The sequence below is a fragment of the Rhodanobacter sp. FDAARGOS 1247 genome, from assembly GCF_016889805.1.
Taxonomy (GTDB): domain Bacteria; phylum Pseudomonadota; class Gammaproteobacteria; order Xanthomonadales; family Rhodanobacteraceae; genus Rhodanobacter.
The window spans coordinates 602,255-619,246 of the sequence record NZ_CP069535.1; the positions used below are offsets into that span (position 1 = coordinate 602,255).

A 16,992-nucleotide genomic window follows, 5' to 3' on the forward strand; every position below is an offset into this window, starting at 1 on the left:
ATGGAACGACGCATGCCGGCGGTCAACCGCAACTTCCTCTACCTGGGCGGCGCCATCCTGCTCGGCATCGTGGCCAGCCTGATGGCGGTGCACTACATCAACAAGCAGGTCGCCGCGCGCACGCAGACCAGACCCACCGAGACGCGCCAGGTGGTGGTGCCGGTGCATGACCTGGAGAAGGGCGCCAGCATCAGCCAGGACGACATCGCCGTGCGCGAGGTGCCGGCCGAGTTCGTGCCGGCCGATGCACTGACGCCCGACAACTACGAGGACTACCTGGGCCAGGTGCTGCGGGTGCCGCTGGCGCAGGGCGCACCGATCGGCGGCAGCGCGGTGGACCGGGTCACCGACCATTTCTCCAACGTGATCGAGCCGGGCAAGGTGGCGTATTCGATCCAGGTGGACGAGTCCAACTCGGTCTCCGGACTGATCGTGCCGGGCGACCATCTCGACATCCTGCTGCTGCTCGACGGCGAGGGCAGCGAGCAGATCCGCCCGCTGCTCGGCGACGTGCCGGTGCTGGCCACCGGCAAGCGGGCGAAGGGCCTGCGCAGCAGCCATCCGGTCGGCGGCGACGACGACACCTACTCGAACATCACGCTCGGGCTTGCGCCGAACGACGCGCAACGCCTGGGCATGGCGATGAAGGTCGGCGAGTTGCGCGTGATGCTGCGTCCGGCCGGCAACCAGCAGCCGTTCGACCTGAAGACGCTGAGCAAGGCGGAGCTGCTGCGGCTGGGCCGGCCGGTGCATGGCAACGGCATTCAATTCATCATCGGCGGGAACAGTTGAACATGGAAGCAGGCAAACATTCCGGCCGGGCGACGGCGACCTTTCTGGCATGGCTGGCGCTGTGCGCCGCGGCGCTCGTGCTGCCGTTGCGCGAGGCGCGCGCGACCTCCCCGGTGATCGGCGATTCGCTCAGCATGTACGCGGGACAGGCGCTGGTGCAGAGCGCGCCCGGCCCGCTCAAGCGGGTCGCGGTGGGCGACGGCAAGCTGCTGCAGGTCAAGGCGATCGGCAACCGCGAGCTGGTGCTGATCGCGAACCAGCCCGGCGACACCTCGGTGCAGTTGTGGATGGCCGACGGCAGCCAGCGCAGCGTCAGCGTGCACGTGGTGGTGGGCAACAGCGCCGAAGCGGCCGGGATGGTCGAGCGCCTGCTGGGCGAGGACAGCGCGATCTCGGTCGCCACCGTGGGCGGCAACGTGGTGCTGACCGGCAGCGACCTGTCGCAGGCGGACATGGCGCACATCGCGGCGATCAGGAAGATCTACCCGCAGGTGCTCGACTTCACCAGCGCCAATGCGGTGGAGATGAAGCCCACCGTGATGATGCGCGTGCGCATCATGGAGTTCGACAAGAAGGCGATGAGCGAACTGGGCATCAAGTGGGACAGCACGATCGACGGACCCGCCGGTGGCCTCACCCACGCCTGGGTGACCAACCCCTACTACGGCGTCGTGCGCGAAGGCAGCATCTTCGCGGACAAGCCGGTGTGGCCGGGCACCCAGTCGTACCTGGGCATCGCCACCTCGATCACCTCGAAGATCAACCTGATGATGCAGGATGGCAACGCGTGGGAGCTGGCGACGCCGCAGCTGTCCGCGCGCAGCGGCGGTGTCGCCGACTTCCTGGTCGGCGGCGAGGTGCCGATTCCGATCAGCCAGGGCCTGGGCGAGACGACGGTCGAGTACAAGCAGTACGGCATCAAGCTGCACATCGCGCCCATCGTCAACAGCAAGGGCGACATCTCCACCGACATCGAGACCGAGATCAGCAAGATCGATCCCAGCGTCGAGGTACAGGGCTATCCGGGCTTCATCACCCGCCGCGCCACGACCCAGGTCAACGTGCATCAGGGCGACACCATCGTGATCTCCGGCCTGGTCGACGCCAATGCCTCGAAGACCTTCGACAAGCTGCCTGGGCTGGGCGATATCCCGATCCTCGGCGCGCTGTTCCGCTCGCGCGCCTTCCAGCGCAATCGCACCGACCTGGTGATCTTCGTGACGCCGATCGTGATCACCCCCGACTCGCCGGAGAACCGCGAACTGATCGAGAAGAGCGACCGCCTGCGCGACGACTTCCGCAAGGTCGCCGGCAAGGACATCGTGGATTGAAGGTGAAGCCATGTTCGAAGTGCTGATCGAAACCGCCAACCGCGACCCGCGCCAGGTGCGCTGCCTGCACAACGCCTGCGGCATTGGCCGCGGCGAGGACAACCTGGTGATCCTGCAGGGCTGGAACATCGGCCGCGAGCACGCCATGTTGAGCGTGCGCAAGGGCGGCGTCTTCATCGAGGTGCTCGGTGGCCGCGCCCCGGTGGTGATCAACGGGGCCCGGGTGCAGGGCGAGCACGGCCCGCTGCGCCGCGAGGACATCGTCATCATCGGTTCGTACCGGCTGCGCGTGCTGGTCGACCAGGACGAGGCCGCGCCGGTGAGGGTGCCGCAACGTGCCGCCAACGCGCCGGTCCATCTCGACCCGGTGGCTTCGCCGCCGGCCGCGCCGGTGACCGGCCTTCCCGCGACGCTGCAGCCATCGGCCGACATGCTGGCCTGGCGCACCCGCGTGCACCAATCGCTGGTGCGGCAGATGGACCTGCGCCGGGTCGACGTGCGCGGCATGACGGACGACGACCTGCGCCAGAAGACCTCGTCGCTGATCGAGGAAATCATCGAGCGCGAGTTTGCCGACGAACTGCCGCGCACGATCAACCGCCGCCGGCTGGCCAAGCAGGTGCTGGACGAGGCGATCGGACTGGGGCCGCTGGAAGACCTGCTGGCGGACGAGACGGTCACCGAGGTGATGGTCAACTGCTCGGACGACATCTACATCGAACGTGCGGGCCGGATCGAGAAGTCCGAGGTGATCTTCACCAGCGACAAGGCGGTGCTGGCGGCGATCGAGCGCATCGTGGCGCCGCTGGGCCGGCGCATCGACGAGAGCTCGCCGATGGTCGATGCGCGCCTGGCCGACGGCTCGCGCGTCAACGCGGTGATCCCGCCGGTGGCGCTGCGCGGGCCCAGCCTGAGCATCCGCAAGTTCAGCAAGCGCAAGCTCAGCGGCGACGACCTGCTGCAGTACGGCTCGGTCAACCGGCAGATGCTGGAGTTCATGCAGGTGGCGGTGCGCGAGCGCAGGAACATCGTGGTGACCGGCGGCACCGGTTCGGGCAAGACCACGTTGCTGAACATTCTTTCCAACTTCATCCCCGACCACGAGCGCATCGTCACCATCGAGGACGCGGCCGAGCTGCGGCTGAGCCAGCCCAACCTGGTGGCGATGGAGGCGCGTCCGGCCAACCTCGAGGGCAAGGGGCTGATCACCATCCGCGACCTGGTGCGCAACTCGCTGCGCATGCGCCCGGACCGCATCGTGGTGGGCGAGTGCCGCGGCGGCGAGGCGCTGGACATGCTGCAGGCGATGAACACCGGCCACGAGGGTTCGCTGACCACCGCGCACGCCAACTCGCCCCGCGATGCGCTGTCGCGCCTGGAGGTGATGGTGATGATGTCGGGCATGGACCTGCCGATGACCGTGGTGCGCGAGCAGATCGCCTCGGCGATCGACCTGATCATCCACCAGCGCCGCTTCCCCTGCGGCTCGCGCAAGATCACCCACATCTCGGAGATCACCGGCATCGAGAGCGGCACGATCCAGGCGCAGGACCTGTTCACCTTCCGCGCCCGCGACCAGGGCGGCCCCGGCGGCAAGGTCCGCGGCGAGTACGCGGCCACCGGCGCGGTGCCGGAGTTCTACGAGGAGCTGGCCGATCGCGGGGTGCCGGTCGACCTGTCGATCTTCAAGATCAACGAGGACGATCGCGCATGAGCCTGCTTCCCGTCGCGATCGTGGTGTTTCTCGCCGTCGCCGCGATCGGCTACCTGGCGGCGCGCAGTTCGACGGTGTTCTGGGGGCGCTACCAAGAAGCGTTCACCGAGCAGGCGCGTTTCAATCTCGCCGACATGTTCATGTTCATGGACGAGCGGAACCTGTTCCGCCTCAACGCCGTGGCGATGGTGCTGGTGCCCCTGCTGGTGTGGTTCCTCAGTGGCAACCCGCTGCTGGCCATCGTGACCCTGGTGCTGATCCTGGTGCTGCCGAAGAAGATCTACCGGTGGCTGCGCCAGCGACGCATCAACCAGATCCAGCAACAGCTGCCGGACGGGCTGATGATGGTGGCCGGCAGCATGCGTGCGGGGCTGGGTTTCACCCCGGCGCTGGAAAGCCTGGCGCGCGACGTCGAGCCGCCGCTGGCGCAGGAGTTCGCGCTGCTGCTGCGCGAGCAGCGCATGGGCGTGAAGCTGGAAGAGGCGCTGGAACATTTCAACGACCGCGTGCCGATCCAGGACGTGACCCTGTTCGTCTCCGCCGTGGGCATTTCCCGCGAGGTGGGCGGCAACCTGGCCGAGAGCATGGCCTCGCTGGCCGACACCTTGCGGCGCCGGCTGATCATGGAAGGCAAGGTGAATTCGCTGACCGCCCAGGGCCGCCTGCAAGGCATCGTGATGGCGATGATGCCGGTCGGCCTGATCGGCTTCCTCAGCTTCGCCTATCCCGACACGATGCACGAGATGTACCACTCCTACGTGGGCTGGGCGGTGATCGCGGTGGCCGCGGTGATGGAGTACCTGGGCTATCGCATGTGCCGCAAGATCACGAGCATCGACATATGAGCCCGGTCGTCATCCTGCTTGCGGTGGCCATCGGCGGTGGCGTCGGCTTCGCCTTCTGGGGCATCTACGGGCTGATGCGCGAGGTGCCCGTGGCCGATCGCAACTTCCAGGACCCGCTGCCGTTCGGCTTGCGCCTGATCTGGCCGCTGGTCAACGCCGCCACCCACGTGCTGGCGCCGAAGCTGGGCGCGGACAAGCTGGAACAGGCGCACCGGCAACTGCAGACCGCGGGCCAGGATTTCGTGTTGAGCCCGGAGCAGCTCTACGGATTGCGCGTGGTGGGCGCCGGCCTCGTGGCGGCGTTCTTCTGGCTGCTGCTGGGCATGCTCGACCGGCACGGCTACCTGCTCTACGGCACGGCGATGCTGTTCGGCGCCGCCGCCGGCTGGTTCTACCCCAGCCTGTGGCTGGGCGAGCGGCGCAGCAAGCGCCGCCGCCTGGTGATCAAGGACCTGCCGGTGTACCTGGACTTCATCACCATGGCGGTGGAGGCGGGGCTGAACATCACCGGCGGCATCGAGCAGGCCACCCAGAAGGGCCCGGCCGGTCCGCTGCGGCAGGAGTTCACCCGCCTGCTGCGCGACATCCGTTCGGGTCTGCCCCGCGCCGAGGCGCTGAAGCGGATGTCCGAACGGATGGAGATGTCGCAGATCTCCAGTTTCACCGGCACCCTGATCCAGGCCGACCGGGTCGGCGCCAGCCTGGGCGCCACGCTGCGGGCGCAGGCCGGGCAGCGCCGCGAGGAGCGTTTCCTGCGCGCCGAGAAACTCGCGCTGGAGGCGCCGGTGAAGATGATGCTGCCGCTGGTGCTGTTCTTCTTCCCGCTGATCTTCCTGGTGCTGGGCTACTTCATCTACCTGCGCATGCGCCAGGAGGGCATCTTTTGAAATCGGGCGTGATTCTTCGCGATGGCCAGCCGATCGTGCCGCAGGCGTGGCGCGCCGATCGTCCATGGAGTCGCCTGCGCGGCCTGCTGGGGCGACCGCCACTGCACGGCGGCGCGGCGCAGGCGCTGTGGCTCACGCCCTGCGGCGGCGTGCACACGTTTGGCATGGGCTATCCGCTGGACATCGTTTTCCTGGACCGGGACGGGCGCGTGCTGGAGTGCTGCGAAAGCCTGCCGCCGTGGCGCACCTGCCTGCGCTCCGACGCCTGGCAGACGGTGGAGCTGGCGCCGGGCGGCATCGCCGCGCTTTCGCCCGCACGCGGCGAGGAGTGGACATGGCAGGCACACTGAAAATCCGCATCGCATGCGTGGTCATGCTGCTGGCGCTGGCTGGCTGCGCCGCGTCGCCCACGCAGCGCCTGGTGAAGACCGTCGCCCAGCAGCAGCGGGCCGAACAGGCGTACCGCGGCGGCCATCCCGAACAGGCGCTGGCCGACTACCAGGCGCTGGTGCAGCAGCTGCCGCAGAACGCGGACTTCTGGTTCCGCCTCGGCAACGTCTACGTGCGGTTGCAGCGTCCCGACGATGCGGTCGACGCCTACCAGCACGTGCTGCGCATCGAGCCCGGCCACGCCAAGGCGTGGCACAACCTGGGCATCGTGCGGCTGCGCCAGGCCGAGGCCGCGTTTGCGCAGGGCGCGCAGCATGCGGCCGGCATCGACGCCGGCCTGCAGCGGGACAGCGCGGCGATGGAGCATGGCATTGCCGCGCTCGTTGGAGTCGCGCCGGACAAGCCGGCGTCCTCCGCCTCGGCGCCCCCGCCACCAGCTGCCGGACGGCGGCCATGAACCTGGGCGGACGGCAACGCGGCCAGGCCGTGGTCGAGACCTGCGTGGTGATCCTGGTGTTCGGCGTGTTCCTGCTGGGCATCCTGCAGGCGATCCTGTTCTACCGGGTCAAGACCACGGTCGACTACGCCGCGCTGGAAGCCGCCCGCAACGGCGCCACCCACAACGCGAAGATGAGCGCGATGCGGGTCGGCTTGGCGCGCGGCCTGATGCCGCTGTACGCGCACAAGGTCGGCAACGGCGAGGCGACCAAGGCCTACGCCGAGGCCTTCGTGGCCGCCAACAACCCGCTGGTCAGCGAGATCAAGGTGATCAGCCCGACCAAGGCCGCCTTCGCCGACTGGAAGGAGCGGCAGTTCGACGGCGTCGAGGCGATTCCCAACGACAGCCTGGCATTTCGCGCGAAGTCCCCCGGCGGCCGCAGCGGGCTCACCGTGCAGGACGCGAACGTGCTGAAGATCCGCGTGGTGTACGGCTACAAGATGATCGTGCCGGTGATCGACAAGCTGGTGATCGCGATCTTCCGCGAGTCGTTCTACAAGGGCCTGAGTGCCCGGGAAATCGCCATGCTGGAAAGCGGCCGCCTGCCGATCGTGAGCCAGGCGATGGTGCGCATGCAGACGCCGATCCGCGACGCGGGCGTGCTGCCATGAAGCGATGCCTGATCGTCATGGCGTGGGCCGTGCTCGCGCTGCCGGCATCCGCCCTGCAGGCGGCCGAGCTGCCCGACGTGAAGATCGACGCGGTGCTGCAAGGCAGCGGCATCCGCACACTGGCCGGGCACGATGGGGTCGCCGCCGAAACGATCTGGATCAAGGGCGACAAGACGCGGGTGGACTTCGACGCGGGCGCAGGCCGTCGCGGCCGCATCCTGCGCGGTGGCGATCATGCGTGGCTGCTGATGTCCACGTCGCGGCGGGCCTTGCCGGCCGACCACGTGCGGATCGGCGCGATCACCCGGCTCGACGTGGCCAGGCCGTGCTGGGATCTCGGTTTTGCCTGCGCGCCGGTGGAAAGTCGCCGCATCGCCGGTCGCCCGGCGCACGGCTGGCGCTACCGCCACGCCGGCCATGCCGGCCCCGGCGGCAGCGACAGCGGCGTGTTCTGGATCGATGCCGAATACGGCCTGCTGCTGGCCTTCGAGGCGAAGGACAGCGCCGGCCACACCCACCGCATGGAAGCCACCGCGGTCGGCTTCGCGGAGATTCCCGACGACACCTTCGCCATGCCGGAAAGCCTTCGCGTAGACGTAAAGAAGGCCAATTCGCGGGCGGACCGCCTGCGCCGCTACGCGCAGTGAGCAGTCAGGCAAACAGGTCGGACTGGGCCTGGTAGCTGTCGCGGTCGACGAAGCCGGACAGGCCCACGCCGACCAGCCGGTAGCGGCTGTCGGCCGGGCGTTCGACCCGTTCGCGCAGGGCGCAGGCGATGTCGCCCAGTTCATCGGCGGACAGCGGTCGGGTGGATGGCGTGAGGCTGCGGGTCAGCGTGCGGAAGTCGGAGGTCTTCAGTTTCAGCACCACGGTGCGCGCCACCCGCTCGCGTTCGCGCTGGTAGCCGGCCCAGGCCTTGGCGGCGAGCTGGCGGATGTGCGGTTCGAGATCGTCCAGGGTGAGGTCGTGCTCGAAGGTGTCTTCGGCGGAGATCTGCAAGGTGGGACGATCCGGCTGCACCGGGTGCTCGTCGATGCCCAGCGACAACTCGTGCAGGCGCCGGCCCCAGCGACCGAAGCGCTGTTCCAGTTCGGTCAGCGCCAGCGTGCGCAGGTCGGCCACGGTGACGATCTGCAGCGCCGCCAGCTTCGCCTCCATCACCTTGCCCACACCGGGCAGGCGGCCCACTTTCAGCGGGGCGAGGAAGGCCTCGACCTGGTGCGGTCGCACCACGAACAGGCCATCGGGCTTGCGGAAGTCCGAGGCGATCTTGGCCAGGAACTTGTTGGGCGCCACGCCGGCCGAGGCGGTCAATTGCGTCTCCTCGCGGATCGCCGCCCGGATCGCCTCCGCCGTGGCGGTGGCCGAGGGCAGGCCGGTTTTCGTTGCGGTGACGTCGAGATAGGCCTCGTCCAGCGACAGCGGTTCGATCAGGTCGGTGTGCCGCGCGAAGATCTCGCGGATCTGCCGCGACACCGCCTTGTAGCGCACGAAGTCCGGCGGCACGAAGACCAGCTGCGGGCACAGTCGTTCGGCGCTGACCGCCGGCATCGCCGAGCGCACGCCGAACACGCGTGCCTCGTAGCTGGCCGCGCAGACCACCGAGCGGGCGCCACGCCAGGCCACCGCCACCGGCTTGCCGCGCAGCGAGGGATCGTCGCGCTGCTCGACCGACGCGTAGAACGCGTCCATGTCGACGTGCAGGATCTTGCGTGGCGAAGACATCGGGGGTTGCGGGAATCACGGCGTGCGGGGTGGGGCCATTGTACGCAGCGCCGTCGTTTCAGTGCCGCTGCGCAGCCGCCGGCGGCGGGTTCAGGCGTTGCGCCAGGTGCTGCGCCAGCCGTTCGGCCGCGTGTGCCTGCCCGGCCAGGAACAGGAACGGCTCGATCAGTTCCAGCTCCATGATCAGCAACCGTCCGGCGCTGATCACCCCGTCGACGCGGGCGTAGGCCAGCTCGCCGTGGTTCCGCGTGTCGACGGCGGCCAGCGCCGCAGCGGCCGCGGCAAGGATGGCCGCGTCGGGCCGGACCGCCTCGACGCTGCCGCCGTATTCGCTCTGCACCCGATAGTCGCCGGCGGCCGGACGCTTGATCACCGCGTGGCTGAACTCGCCGCCGAAATACAGCAGCGACCACTCGCCCGCGCTGACGATCTCCGGCACGAACGGCTGCACCAGGAAGTCGATGCCGCAGGGCAGTCGCGCCACCTCGTCGGCGAACGCCGCATCGCCGATCCGGCCGCGCAGCGTGTGCCAGGCGCCGCCGCTGATGCTCGGCTTGATCACCACCTGTTGCCCCGGCATCGAGGCCAGCACGTGCGGAAGTTCGCCGGCAGCAGCGAGCCGGGTCGGGATGGTCGCCACGGCTTGCGCCGCCAGCTCGAGCAGGTAGCGCTTGTCGCTGTTCCAGCGCAGCACGCGACTGTCGTTGAAGGTGTCGACGCCGAGCCGGTCGAGCCGGTCCAGCCAGGCGATGAAGTCGGCGTGGTGCTTGTAGTAGTCCCAGATGGTGCGGATCAGCACCGCGTCGAACGACGCCCAGTCGATCGCCGGATCGTTCCACACGCACGACACCGGCGTGACGCCGCGCTGTTCCAGCCGGCGCGCGAGTTCGGCGTCATCAGACTGGATCGATGGAAGCTCGGCCGAGGTGGCGAAGGCCAGGCGCCGGGTCGGGGTGGCAGCGGACAATGCGGTACTTCCTGCGGCGGATGATGGCGATGGACGATGGCGCTCGCCGCACAGCGCGCAAACGCGTGCCTCGACGGCAGCGGGGATTGTCACACGCGCCGTGCGCGCCTTCATGCGCCGGAGCCGATCAGTCGGCGGCGGCGCTTGCCGCCTGCACCAGGTACAGGCGGACTGCCGGATCGCCGCTGGGCAGTTCGAGCGCCGCTCCGTCGACGACCCGGATGCCGCCCGGCGGCGGGGCGATGGCTGCGTGCAGGGCGGCGGTCAGCTGGTCGGTCTGGCGTTGCCGGGTGATCGCCCCGGGCAGCAGGATTGCCAGCAGCAGCACGCCGCTGGCGAACGCGGCGCCGGCCGGCAGCCAGCGGACGTGGCGGCGAGCCGTGCGGTGATCGGCGGCGAGGCGACGCTGCAGGCGTTCAAGGCCTCCGGGCGGCACCGGCAGGTCGAGGAAAAGTCGGATCGGCTCAGACATCGGCAGCAGCTCCCATCAAGGTCTTCAAACGCGCCATGGCCAGGTGCTTGCGCGAGGCCACCGTGCCGGCGGGGATGCCCAGCACGGCGGCAATCTCGGTGCTGCGCATGCCGCTGAATTCGGACAGCAGCAGCACCTGTTGCCAACTGCGGGGCAGCTTGCGCAACGCCCGGTGCAGTTGCCTGGCGGCCAGGAAATCCGGCGCCTGCGTGTCGGCGGCCGGTGCCAGCAAGGCCTCGTCCAGCGGAGCATGGCGCCGCGGCAGGCGCCAGCGCAGGCGGTTCTTCGCCAGGTTGAGCGCGGTGGTCCAGACCAGCGCGTCGAGCGTGGCTTCGTCCACCTTGTCGCGTCGCTCCCACACGCGCACGTAGGCGTCCTGGATCACGTCCTGGCAATCCTCCGCCTGCCACAGCTGGCGGTAGAGCACGTTGTAAAGCGGACGCTCCAGCCGCCGATAGCTGGCGTACAGCGCGTCCTGGCGCAGCGCCACGCGGCGCCGCTCAGGCTTGCGGCGGCAGGATGTCCGCGCGGACCACCAGCAGTCGCAACGCCGGCCTGGTCGGGCACGGGGGCGTGCTCTTGCCCGGCAACGCCGGCGCGCACGAGCCCGGCCCTTGCGCAAGCACCACGTACTGGCCCGAGCGCAGATGGACTTCCGACTTGAACTTGGCCAGCCCGCGGTTGCCGTGGTCGTCGTAGGCAAGCTGCAGGTCCAGCGCCTCGCCGTCGACCGCCCTGACCATGAAATCGAACGCGCGCGGATAGCCGTCGTCGATGGTGGATTCGATCGAGGTGCCGCTGCCGCCGGCCGAGGTCCGGGCGGAAACCACCTGATCCAGGGTGAAACGCAGCGGGCCCATGCTCTTGCGCAATCCGTCAAGGGCGGAGGCGAGCGGCTTCAGCGCGGCGTCATCGGAACCGGTGCCGGGCTCGCCGTCGACGACCCAGAAATGCAGCCCCACCTGCGTGATCGACGCTGGCGTGGCGGAGGCTGGTTCGATCGCGGCGATGGCCTTGCCGATCGAGGCCTGCGCGTCGGGCGCGGCGTAGACCAGCAGCTTGCCGGGCGCGGGCGAGGTGACGCTGGCCTTGCTGCCCAGCGCGCTGCGCAGCGCGCCGGCCAGCTGGCCGGTCTGCGCCGGCGGCACCGTGTAGACCTTCAGCTCGCTGGACCCGGCGGCCTGTTTCGACGACGTGCTGTCCGGCGCGTGACATGCGGCCAGGGCCAGCAGCGAAGCGCCGGCGAACAGTCGAAATAGTTGTTTCATGCCATGTCCTCGCGACGACCGACGAGCCGCCTTCCCGACTGTATACACGCCAGCAGGGATTTCCTTCACGCCACTAGGCTTCGTCTTCCCATTGCACGTCGACCGCATCGCCGTCCATCGCGCCCATCCAGTAGGTGCCCAGCCGCACCCACGCTGAGCGATTGCGTTTGCGCGCGGTGTCGTACAGCGCCACGTGATAGATCACCTGCGCCCTGGAGCTGGCCAGGATCAGGCCCAGCGGCATGAACAGGCGATGCTTCGCGTGCAGGATCTTGTAGCCGTTCGCGTCGGCCCACGATTGCAGCAGGGCGCGCGCGTTGACGTAGCGTCGGTAGAACAGCCAGCAGACCAGGCCAAGGGCGATCACCGAAAGCAACTGGGAGCCAGCATGGTTCATGGGACTTGATCTTCTGTGGAGGTGGGTGATCCGGCGACGACCGGGAAGGCCGTGCGCGGCAGGGGCCGATGGGACTGGCTGAAACCGCCCGGACAATGGCATGGTAGCGGGCATGCTGACCGAACCCGCCAATGCCTATGCCCGTCGCCTGAACACCTGGGACGCCGCGATGATCGTCATCGGCGGCGTGATCGGGGCAGGCATCTTCCTCACCCCGGCCACCGTGGCACGCAGCACCTCCTCCGGGGCGGAGGTGCTGGTGTTGTGGGTGATCGGCGGCCTGCTCACGCTGGCTGGCGTGCTGTGCTACGCCGAGCTGGGCGCGCGGCGCCCGCAGGCGGGCGGCATCTATGTCTACCTGCGGGAGGCGTTCGGCCTGCTGCCCGGCTTCCTGTTCGGCTGGACCATGGCGCTGATCAACTACCCCGGCAGCGTGGCCGCGGTGGCGACCATGTTTGCCGACTACCTGTGCACGGCGCTGGGCCTGCCCTCGCAGGTCTACGTGAAGCCGGTGGCGGTGGGCGCGATCGTGTTCATCGTCGGCATCAACCTGTTCGGCATCCGCGCCGGCGCGTGGATGCAGAACATCTTCACCGTGCTGAAGCTGGTCGCCGTCACGCTGCTGGTGGTCGCCGGCCTGGTGCTGGCCCATGGCCAGTCGGGGCCGGTGCTGGCGACGGACACGCTCCATCCGGTGTCGTCCTGGGCGTTTGCCGGCGCGCTGCTGCCGGTGCTGTTCACCTATGGCGGCTTCCACTATCTCAACGATCTCGCTGGTGAGGTGCGCAATCCGCAGCGCACCCTGCCGCGGGCACTGGGCATGGGCATGGTCGGCGTGGTGGTCTGCTACGTGCTGGTCAATTACGCCTACCTGGCCGGACTGGGCCATGCCGGGCTTGCCGCCAGCACGGCGCCGGCGGCCGACCTGATGCGCGGCCTGTTCGGCGACGCCGGGGCCACCGTGATCGCCGTGGGCATCGCCTGTTCCACCTTCGGCTATTGCAGCATCGCGATCGCCGGTGGCGCGCGGGTGCTGCAGACGATGGGCGCCGACGGCGTGTTCTTCCGTGCCGCCGGACGCGTCGACGCGCGCACCCGCGCGCCGCAGATCGCGCTGGCCCTGCTGGGCGGCTGGGCCGCCGTGCTCACCTATTCGGGCAGCTTCAACCAGTTGCTCAACTACACCACGGTGGGCGAGTGGCTCGGCCACGTGTTCGGCATCGGCACGCTGTTCTGGTATCGCAAGCACTTCATCGACCAGCCGGCGCCGTATCGGGTGCCGTTCTATCCGCTGCTGCCGCTGATCTTCGTGATCACCGTGTTCGGCGTGATCGTGGCCAGCGCGATCCATGCCCCGGGCGACGCCGGCATGAGCCTGCTGATCATCGCGCTGGGCGTGCCGGTGTATTACGGCTGGCAGCACTGGGTCCGCCGGCATCCCGTCGGGTAGCGCGGGCACGCGCGATGAGATGGCGCGGCTGGCTCGCCCTGTGTTGCCTTTGCGGCCTGCAGCCTGGCCACGCCGCTGCACCGGCGCTGCCCGATCTGGCCGGTGCCGGTGCGCGGATCGGTCTCGACCAGGTGCGCCGTGTCGGCGCGGTGGAACACGCGGCTGACGGCGTGGCGCAGCAGCGCTATGCGTTCCAGCCGGCGGCGCATCCATCGATCGTGATGACGCCGGCGGGCGATGCGTGGGACTGGTCGGACGCGGGCGAGCTGCATGTGCGGGTGCAGAACGCGATGCCGTGGGCGGTGACGCTGGACATCGAGATCGATGGCGCCGGGTCGACGCGTCTGCAGGCGCGCGTGGGTGTGCCGGCCGGGCCGGCGCAGACGCTGGTGGTTCCGCTGCGCGCCACTTCGCCACGCGAACAGGGCATGCAGGTGGGGCCGCCGATGCCGTTCGAGTTGCGCGGCCGGTCGATCCTGCTGGCGACCACCGTGCAAGGCACGCTGGATCGACACCGCGTGCGCGCGATTCGCCTGGGCATCCCGGGGCCGCAGGCGGTGCAGACCCTGCTGTTCGGCAAGCTGTCCGTCACCGCGGGCGAGGCCATGCTGCACGAGGCCTATGCCGGCATCGTCGATCGCTACGGACAATCCACGCGCGGCCGCTGGCCGGAGAAGATCGATTCCGATGCCGCGCTGCGCGCGGCGGTCACGGCCGCTCCGGAGTCCGCGAAGCCCGCCGGCGTCGACGCTCATGGCGGACGTCTGGATGGCCAGAAGCTGCGCAAGACCGGCTGGTTCCACGCGCAAAGGCAGACGGAGCGCTGGCAACTGGTGACGCCCGAAGGCCACCCGTTCTTTTCGCTGGGCGTCAATGCGGTCAACGTCGGGGACCAGCGCACTCGTGTCGAGGGGCGCGAGTTCATGTTCACCGGGCTGCCCCCGGACCGTGGCGCATGGGCCGCGTTTCATGGGCGCGGCGACAGCCGGCGTCCGGGGCAGGCTGCCAGCAGCGGCATCGGCCATGACCACGGACGCTGGTTCGACTTCCACGCGGCCAACCTGTATCGCATCGATGGTGCGGGCTGGTTGTCCGCATGGCGCACGCGCACGCTGGATCGGTTGCAGGCATGGGGCTTCAATACCATCGGCAACTGGAGCGATCCCGCGTTGGGCCAGGCCCACCGGCTGCCGTATACGCGCTCGATCAACATCGCCGGTGACTACGCGAATGTTTCCAGTGGCTACGATTACTGGGGCCGCATGCCCGATCCGTTCGATCCCCGCTTCGTCGCCGCCACCGAGGCGGCGGTGGCGAAGGCCAGCGCCGACGTGCGCGACGATCCCTGGCTGCTCGGCTACTTCGCCGACAACGAGCTGGCCTGGGCCGGCATCGGACCGCAAGGTCGCTGGGGACTGGCGCTGGGCACCCTGGCGGGTGAGGCGGCAAGCCCGGCCAAGCAGGGCTTCATCGCGATGCTGCGCAAGCAGTACGCGACGCCGCGGGCGCTGGCCGCCGCGTGGGGCATTCCACTGGACTCGTGGAAAGCGCTGGACGCCACCGGCTACGTCGCGCCCGCACCGGACGAGGCGCATCCGGCGATTGCCCGCGACTACAGCGCGTGGTTGAGTCATTACGCCGACGCCTACTTCCGCATCGTGGCCGCAGCGATCCGCCGCCACGATCCGCACCATCTGTTCCTCGGCGGCCGTTTCGCGGTGTACACGCCCGAAGCCGTCGCGGCCTGCGCGCAGTATTGCGACGTGGTCAGCTTCAACGCCTACGCCGACCTGCCGCAGCACCACATCGACATGGCCCGGATGCAGGCGCTGGACAAGCCGGTGCTGATCAGCGAATTCCACTTCGGCTCGAACGATCGTGGCCCGTTTGGCGCAGGCGTGGTGCCGGTAGGGAACGAGGCGCAGCGCGGCGAAGCCTATGCGAAGTACCTCGCGGCCGCCGCGGCGAATCCGCAGGTCGTCGGCGTGCACTGGTTCGAATACACCGACCAGCCGGTGACCGGCCGCCTGCTTGATGGCGAGAACAGCCACATCGGGCTGGTGGGCATCACCGACATTCCGTTTGGCGGCTTTGTACGGGCCGTGCGCCAGGCCAATGAACAGGCGCAGCCATCAGGCGGGCGTTGACGATGGACGCAAAAAAAACCCGCAGAGGGGGATCTGCGGGTTTCGGGGGGTTCCATCTTGATCGCGTGGAGGAGGAGGGGAGCCTCGCCACGCAGCGGGAAGGTTGTCTCACGACATGGGCTTAATGTACTACGCGGTTTGTTAATGCCGCGTAACTGGGCTGCCACAACGGCTCGCCCTCACTTTGTCGATGGGCTCCGCAGCGCCAGACTATATTTTCACCACAAAAGGTGAAAACATGGCGGTCATGAGCCTGCACCTGACCAGCCGCCAGTCCAACATCCTCGAATTCATCCGGGCCCGCGTGGCGCGGGATGGCCAGGCGCCCACGCTGGAGGAGATCGGCCAGGCGATGGGCCTGCCCCATGTCAGCGCGGTGCTCAAGCACGTGCGTTCGCTGGAGGCCAAGGGGCGGCTGGCGATCGAGCCGAACCGTTCGCGCGGCATCCGCCTGGTGGACGCGCCCGACGCGCTGGATGCGGACACCCTGGAGCTGCCGCTGGTCGGCCGCATCGCCGCCGGCGAGCCGCTGTTTTCCGAGTCGCGGATCGAGCGCAGCCTGCGCGTGTCGCGCTGGCTGTTCCGGCTCACGCCGGATTACCTGGTGCGGGTGGTCGGCGATTCGATGCGCGACGAGGGCATCCTCGACGGGGACCTGGTCGGCGTGCACGCCACGCCGGTGGCCCGGCACGGCCAGGTGGTGGCGGCGCGCGTCGGCGGCGACCGCTTCACGATCAAGCGGCTGTACTGGCAGGGCGAGGTGATCCGGCTGCTGCCGAACAGTCCCGGTTACCAGCCGATCGACCCCGACCCCAGCGAGGATTTCGCCATCGAAGGCCTGTTCGCCGGTCTGCTGAGGGGCGGCTGATGGCGGCCGTGATGCCCTTGTCGAACCTGCTCGATGCGCGCCGGGTCTGGCGCGGCCGGGCCGAACCGCCGCCCGCCGGCGAGCAGCCCACCGGCTGGGCCGCGCTGGATGCGGTACTGCCCAGCGGCGGCTGGCCGGCGGCGGCGCTGTCGGAAATCCTGCTGCCGCTGGATGGCGTGGGCGAACTGCAACTGGTGCTGCCCACGCTGGCGCGCCTCAGCCAGGGCGCGCGGCCGGTGGTGCTGGTGGCGCCGCCGTATCTGCCCTGCGTGGCCGGTTGGCGCCAGCACGGCGTGGACATGCGCCGGATCGAGATCGTCACGGCGGCCGAGACCGACGTGTTGTGGGCGACGGAGCAATGCCTGCGCTCGGGCAGTTGCGCCGCGGTGCTGGCGTGGCCGCGGCAGGCCGACGATCGCGCGTTGCGCCGTCTGCAGGTGGCCGCCGACGGCGGCCGCGCGCTGGCGTTCGCGTTCCGCGATCGCCAGCATCTCTCCAATGCCTCGCCGGCGGCGTTGCGGCTGGAGCTGGAGGCGCGGCCGCAGGCGCGGGTATGGGTGCGCAAATGCCGTGGCGGCGCGGTGCCCGCCCAGCCGGTGGCGCTGCCGCGCGCCCTGCATTGATGGTGG

Annotated in this window: 19 protein-coding genes; 13 read left to right on the plus strand and 6 right to left on the minus strand. The window is 69.2% G+C overall.

All coding sequences use genetic code 11. The annotated features are described in order from the left end of the window. From cpaB to I6J77_RS02630, 9 genes are read left to right on the plus strand one after another with little or no spacing between them, the layout of a single operon-like run. Complete coding sequence (gene cpaB / locus I6J77_RS02590) at positions 1-792, plus strand: Flp pilus assembly protein CpaB (protein WP_204110460.1); 792 nt, start codon at positions 1-3, stop codon at positions 790-792. A 2-nt stretch (positions 793-794) separates the two neighbouring features. After that, positions 795-2,123, plus strand: coding sequence for a type II and III secretion system protein family protein (locus I6J77_RS02595; RefSeq protein ID WP_204110461.1), 1,329 nt, complete (start codon positions 795-797; stop codon positions 2,121-2,123). 10 nt (positions 2,124-2,133) lie between these two features. Beyond that, positions 2,134-3,837 (plus strand): ATPase, T2SS/T4P/T4SS family, encoded by a 1,704-nt coding sequence (locus I6J77_RS02600; protein WP_204110462.1) that lies wholly within the window; start codon positions 2,134-2,136, stop codon positions 3,835-3,837. Continuing rightward, positions 3,834-4,682, plus strand: coding sequence for a type II secretion system F family protein (locus I6J77_RS02605; RefSeq protein ID WP_007807398.1), 849 nt, complete (start codon positions 3,834-3,836; stop codon positions 4,680-4,682). Before I6J77_RS02600 ends, I6J77_RS02605 begins: the two co-directional genes overlap by 4 nt. Then, positions 4,679-5,569, plus strand: coding sequence for a type II secretion system F family protein (locus tag I6J77_RS02610; protein WP_204110463.1), 891 nt, complete (start codon positions 4,679-4,681; stop codon positions 5,567-5,569). The genes I6J77_RS02605 and I6J77_RS02610 overlap by 4 nt, the downstream gene beginning before the upstream one ends. Positions 5,570-5,577: 8 nt before the next feature. Next, positions 5,578-5,919 (plus strand): DUF192 domain-containing protein, encoded by a 342-nt coding sequence (locus tag I6J77_RS02615; RefSeq protein WP_235580623.1) that lies wholly within the window; start codon positions 5,578-5,580, stop codon positions 5,917-5,919. Beyond that, positions 5,904-6,416 carry a tetratricopeptide repeat protein gene (locus I6J77_RS02620; RefSeq protein WP_204110464.1) on the plus strand — a complete coding sequence of 171 codons (513 nt, stop codon included), beginning with the start codon at positions 5,904-5,906 and terminating at the stop codon, positions 6,414-6,416. The genes I6J77_RS02615 and I6J77_RS02620 overlap by 16 nt, the downstream gene beginning before the upstream one ends. Further along, positions 6,413-7,069 carry a TadE/TadG family type IV pilus assembly protein gene (locus tag I6J77_RS02625; RefSeq protein WP_204110465.1) on the plus strand — a complete coding sequence of 219 codons (657 nt, stop codon included), beginning with the start codon at positions 6,413-6,415 and terminating at the stop codon, positions 7,067-7,069. The genes I6J77_RS02620 and I6J77_RS02625 overlap by 4 nt, the downstream gene beginning before the upstream one ends. Beyond that, complete coding sequence (locus I6J77_RS02630; protein ID WP_204110466.1) at positions 7,066-7,716, plus strand: hypothetical protein; 651 nt, start codon at positions 7,066-7,068, stop codon at positions 7,714-7,716. The genes I6J77_RS02625 and I6J77_RS02630 overlap by 4 nt, the downstream gene beginning before the upstream one ends. Positions 7,717-7,720: 4 nt before the next feature. Here I6J77_RS02630 and dinB read toward each other — a convergent pair whose 3' ends face one another. From dinB to I6J77_RS02660, 6 genes are all read right to left on the minus strand, one after another. Then, positions 7,721-8,794 (minus strand): DNA polymerase IV, encoded by a 1,074-nt coding sequence (dinB, locus tag I6J77_RS02635; protein WP_204110467.1) that lies wholly within the window; start codon positions 8,792-8,794, stop codon positions 7,721-7,723. 58 nt (positions 8,795-8,852) lie between these two features. After that, positions 8,853-9,761 (minus strand): RimK family alpha-L-glutamate ligase, encoded by a 909-nt coding sequence (locus I6J77_RS02640; RefSeq protein WP_204110468.1) that lies wholly within the window; start codon positions 9,759-9,761, stop codon positions 8,853-8,855. Between the two features lie 127 nt (positions 9,762-9,888). Continuing rightward, positions 9,889-10,233: a hypothetical protein gene (locus tag I6J77_RS02645; protein WP_204110469.1), complete on the minus strand. Its 345-nt coding sequence runs from the start codon at positions 10,231-10,233 to the stop codon at positions 9,889-9,891. Continuing rightward, positions 10,226-10,723: an RNA polymerase sigma factor gene (locus I6J77_RS02650; RefSeq protein ID WP_204110470.1), complete on the minus strand. Its 498-nt coding sequence runs from the start codon at positions 10,721-10,723 to the stop codon at positions 10,226-10,228. Before I6J77_RS02650 ends, I6J77_RS02645 begins: the two co-directional genes overlap by 8 nt. Before the next feature lie 10 nt (positions 10,724-10,733). Continuing rightward, a complete protein-coding gene (locus I6J77_RS02655; RefSeq protein ID WP_204110471.1) occupies positions 10,734-11,501 on the minus strand; it encodes a hypothetical protein in 768 nt (255 codons plus the stop codon). A gap of 73 nt (positions 11,502-11,574) precedes the next feature. After that, positions 11,575-11,898, minus strand: a complete 324-nt coding sequence (locus I6J77_RS02660) for a hypothetical protein (RefSeq protein WP_204110472.1) — start codon at positions 11,896-11,898, stop codon at positions 11,575-11,577. A 112-nt stretch (positions 11,899-12,010) separates the two neighbouring features. Between I6J77_RS02660 and I6J77_RS02665 the strand changes: the two genes are divergently transcribed. The 4 genes from I6J77_RS02665 to imuA all read left to right on the plus strand — a co-directional run bounded on the left by I6J77_RS02665 (position 12,011) and on the right by imuA (position 16,986). Continuing rightward, positions 12,011-13,348, plus strand: a complete 1,338-nt coding sequence (locus I6J77_RS02665; protein ID WP_056715333.1) for an APC family permease — start codon at positions 12,011-12,013, stop codon at positions 13,346-13,348. A 14-nt stretch (positions 13,349-13,362) separates the two neighbouring features. Beyond that, positions 13,363-15,495 carry a beta-agarase gene (locus tag I6J77_RS02670; protein ID WP_204110473.1) on the plus strand — a complete coding sequence of 711 codons (2,133 nt, stop codon included), beginning with the start codon at positions 13,363-13,365 and terminating at the stop codon, positions 15,493-15,495. 247 nt (positions 15,496-15,742) lie between these two features. Beyond that, positions 15,743-16,363 (plus strand): transcriptional repressor LexA, encoded by a 621-nt coding sequence (lexA, locus tag I6J77_RS02675; RefSeq protein WP_040673126.1) that lies wholly within the window; start codon positions 15,743-15,745, stop codon positions 16,361-16,363. Continuing rightward, the gene (gene imuA, locus I6J77_RS02680; protein WP_204110474.1) at positions 16,363-16,986 is read left to right on the plus strand and encodes a translesion DNA synthesis-associated protein ImuA; all 624 of its coding nucleotides are present in this window, start codon (positions 16,363-16,365) and stop codon (positions 16,984-16,986) included. Before lexA ends, imuA begins: the two co-directional genes overlap by 1 nt. Positions 16,987-16,992 lie beyond the last annotated feature (6 nt).

Excerpts from the sequence above, each read along its gene's own strand:
- imuA (WP_204110474.1), top strand. The coding sequence starts at position 16,363 with ATGGCGGCCGTGATGCCCTTGTCGAACCTGCTCGATGCGCGCCGGGTC.
- I6J77_RS02595 (WP_204110461.1), top strand. The coding sequence starts at position 795 with ATGGAAGCAGGCAAACATTCCGGCCGGGCGACGGCGACCTTTCTGGCA.
- dinB (WP_204110467.1), bottom strand. The coding sequence starts at position 8,794 with ATGTCTTCGCCACGCAAGATCCTGCACGTCGACATGGACGCGTTCTAC.
- cpaB (WP_204110460.1), top strand. The coding sequence starts at position 1 with ATGGAACGACGCATGCCGGCGGTCAACCGCAACTTCCTCTACCTGGGC.
- lexA (WP_040673126.1), top strand. The coding sequence starts at position 15,743 with ATGAGCCTGCACCTGACCAGCCGCCAGTCCAACATCCTCGAATTCATC.
- I6J77_RS02620 (WP_204110464.1), top strand. The coding sequence starts at position 5,904 with ATGGCAGGCACACTGAAAATCCGCATCGCATGCGTGGTCATGCTGCTG.
- I6J77_RS02600 (WP_204110462.1), top strand. The coding sequence starts at position 2,134 with ATGTTCGAAGTGCTGATCGAAACCGCCAACCGCGACCCGCGCCAGGTG.
- I6J77_RS02605 (WP_007807398.1), top strand. The coding sequence starts at position 3,834 with ATGAGCCTGCTTCCCGTCGCGATCGTGGTGTTTCTCGCCGTCGCCGCG.
- I6J77_RS02665 (WP_056715333.1), top strand. The coding sequence starts at position 12,011 with ATGCTGACCGAACCCGCCAATGCCTATGCCCGTCGCCTGAACACCTGG.
- I6J77_RS02630 (WP_204110466.1), top strand. The coding sequence starts at position 7,066 with ATGAAGCGATGCCTGATCGTCATGGCGTGGGCCGTGCTCGCGCTGCCG.
- I6J77_RS02655 (WP_204110471.1), bottom strand. The coding sequence starts at position 11,501 with ATGAAACAACTATTTCGACTGTTCGCCGGCGCTTCGCTGCTGGCCCTG.
- I6J77_RS02670 (WP_204110473.1), top strand. The coding sequence starts at position 13,363 with ATGAGATGGCGCGGCTGGCTCGCCCTGTGTTGCCTTTGCGGCCTGCAG.
- I6J77_RS02625 (WP_204110465.1), top strand. The coding sequence starts at position 6,413 with ATGAACCTGGGCGGACGGCAACGCGGCCAGGCCGTGGTCGAGACCTGC.
- I6J77_RS02645 (WP_204110469.1), bottom strand. The coding sequence starts at position 10,233 with ATGTCTGAGCCGATCCGACTTTTCCTCGACCTGCCGGTGCCGCCCGGA.
- I6J77_RS02610 (WP_204110463.1), top strand. The coding sequence starts at position 4,679 with ATGAGCCCGGTCGTCATCCTGCTTGCGGTGGCCATCGGCGGTGGCGTC.
- I6J77_RS02660 (WP_204110472.1), bottom strand. The coding sequence starts at position 11,898 with ATGAACCATGCTGGCTCCCAGTTGCTTTCGGTGATCGCCCTTGGCCTG.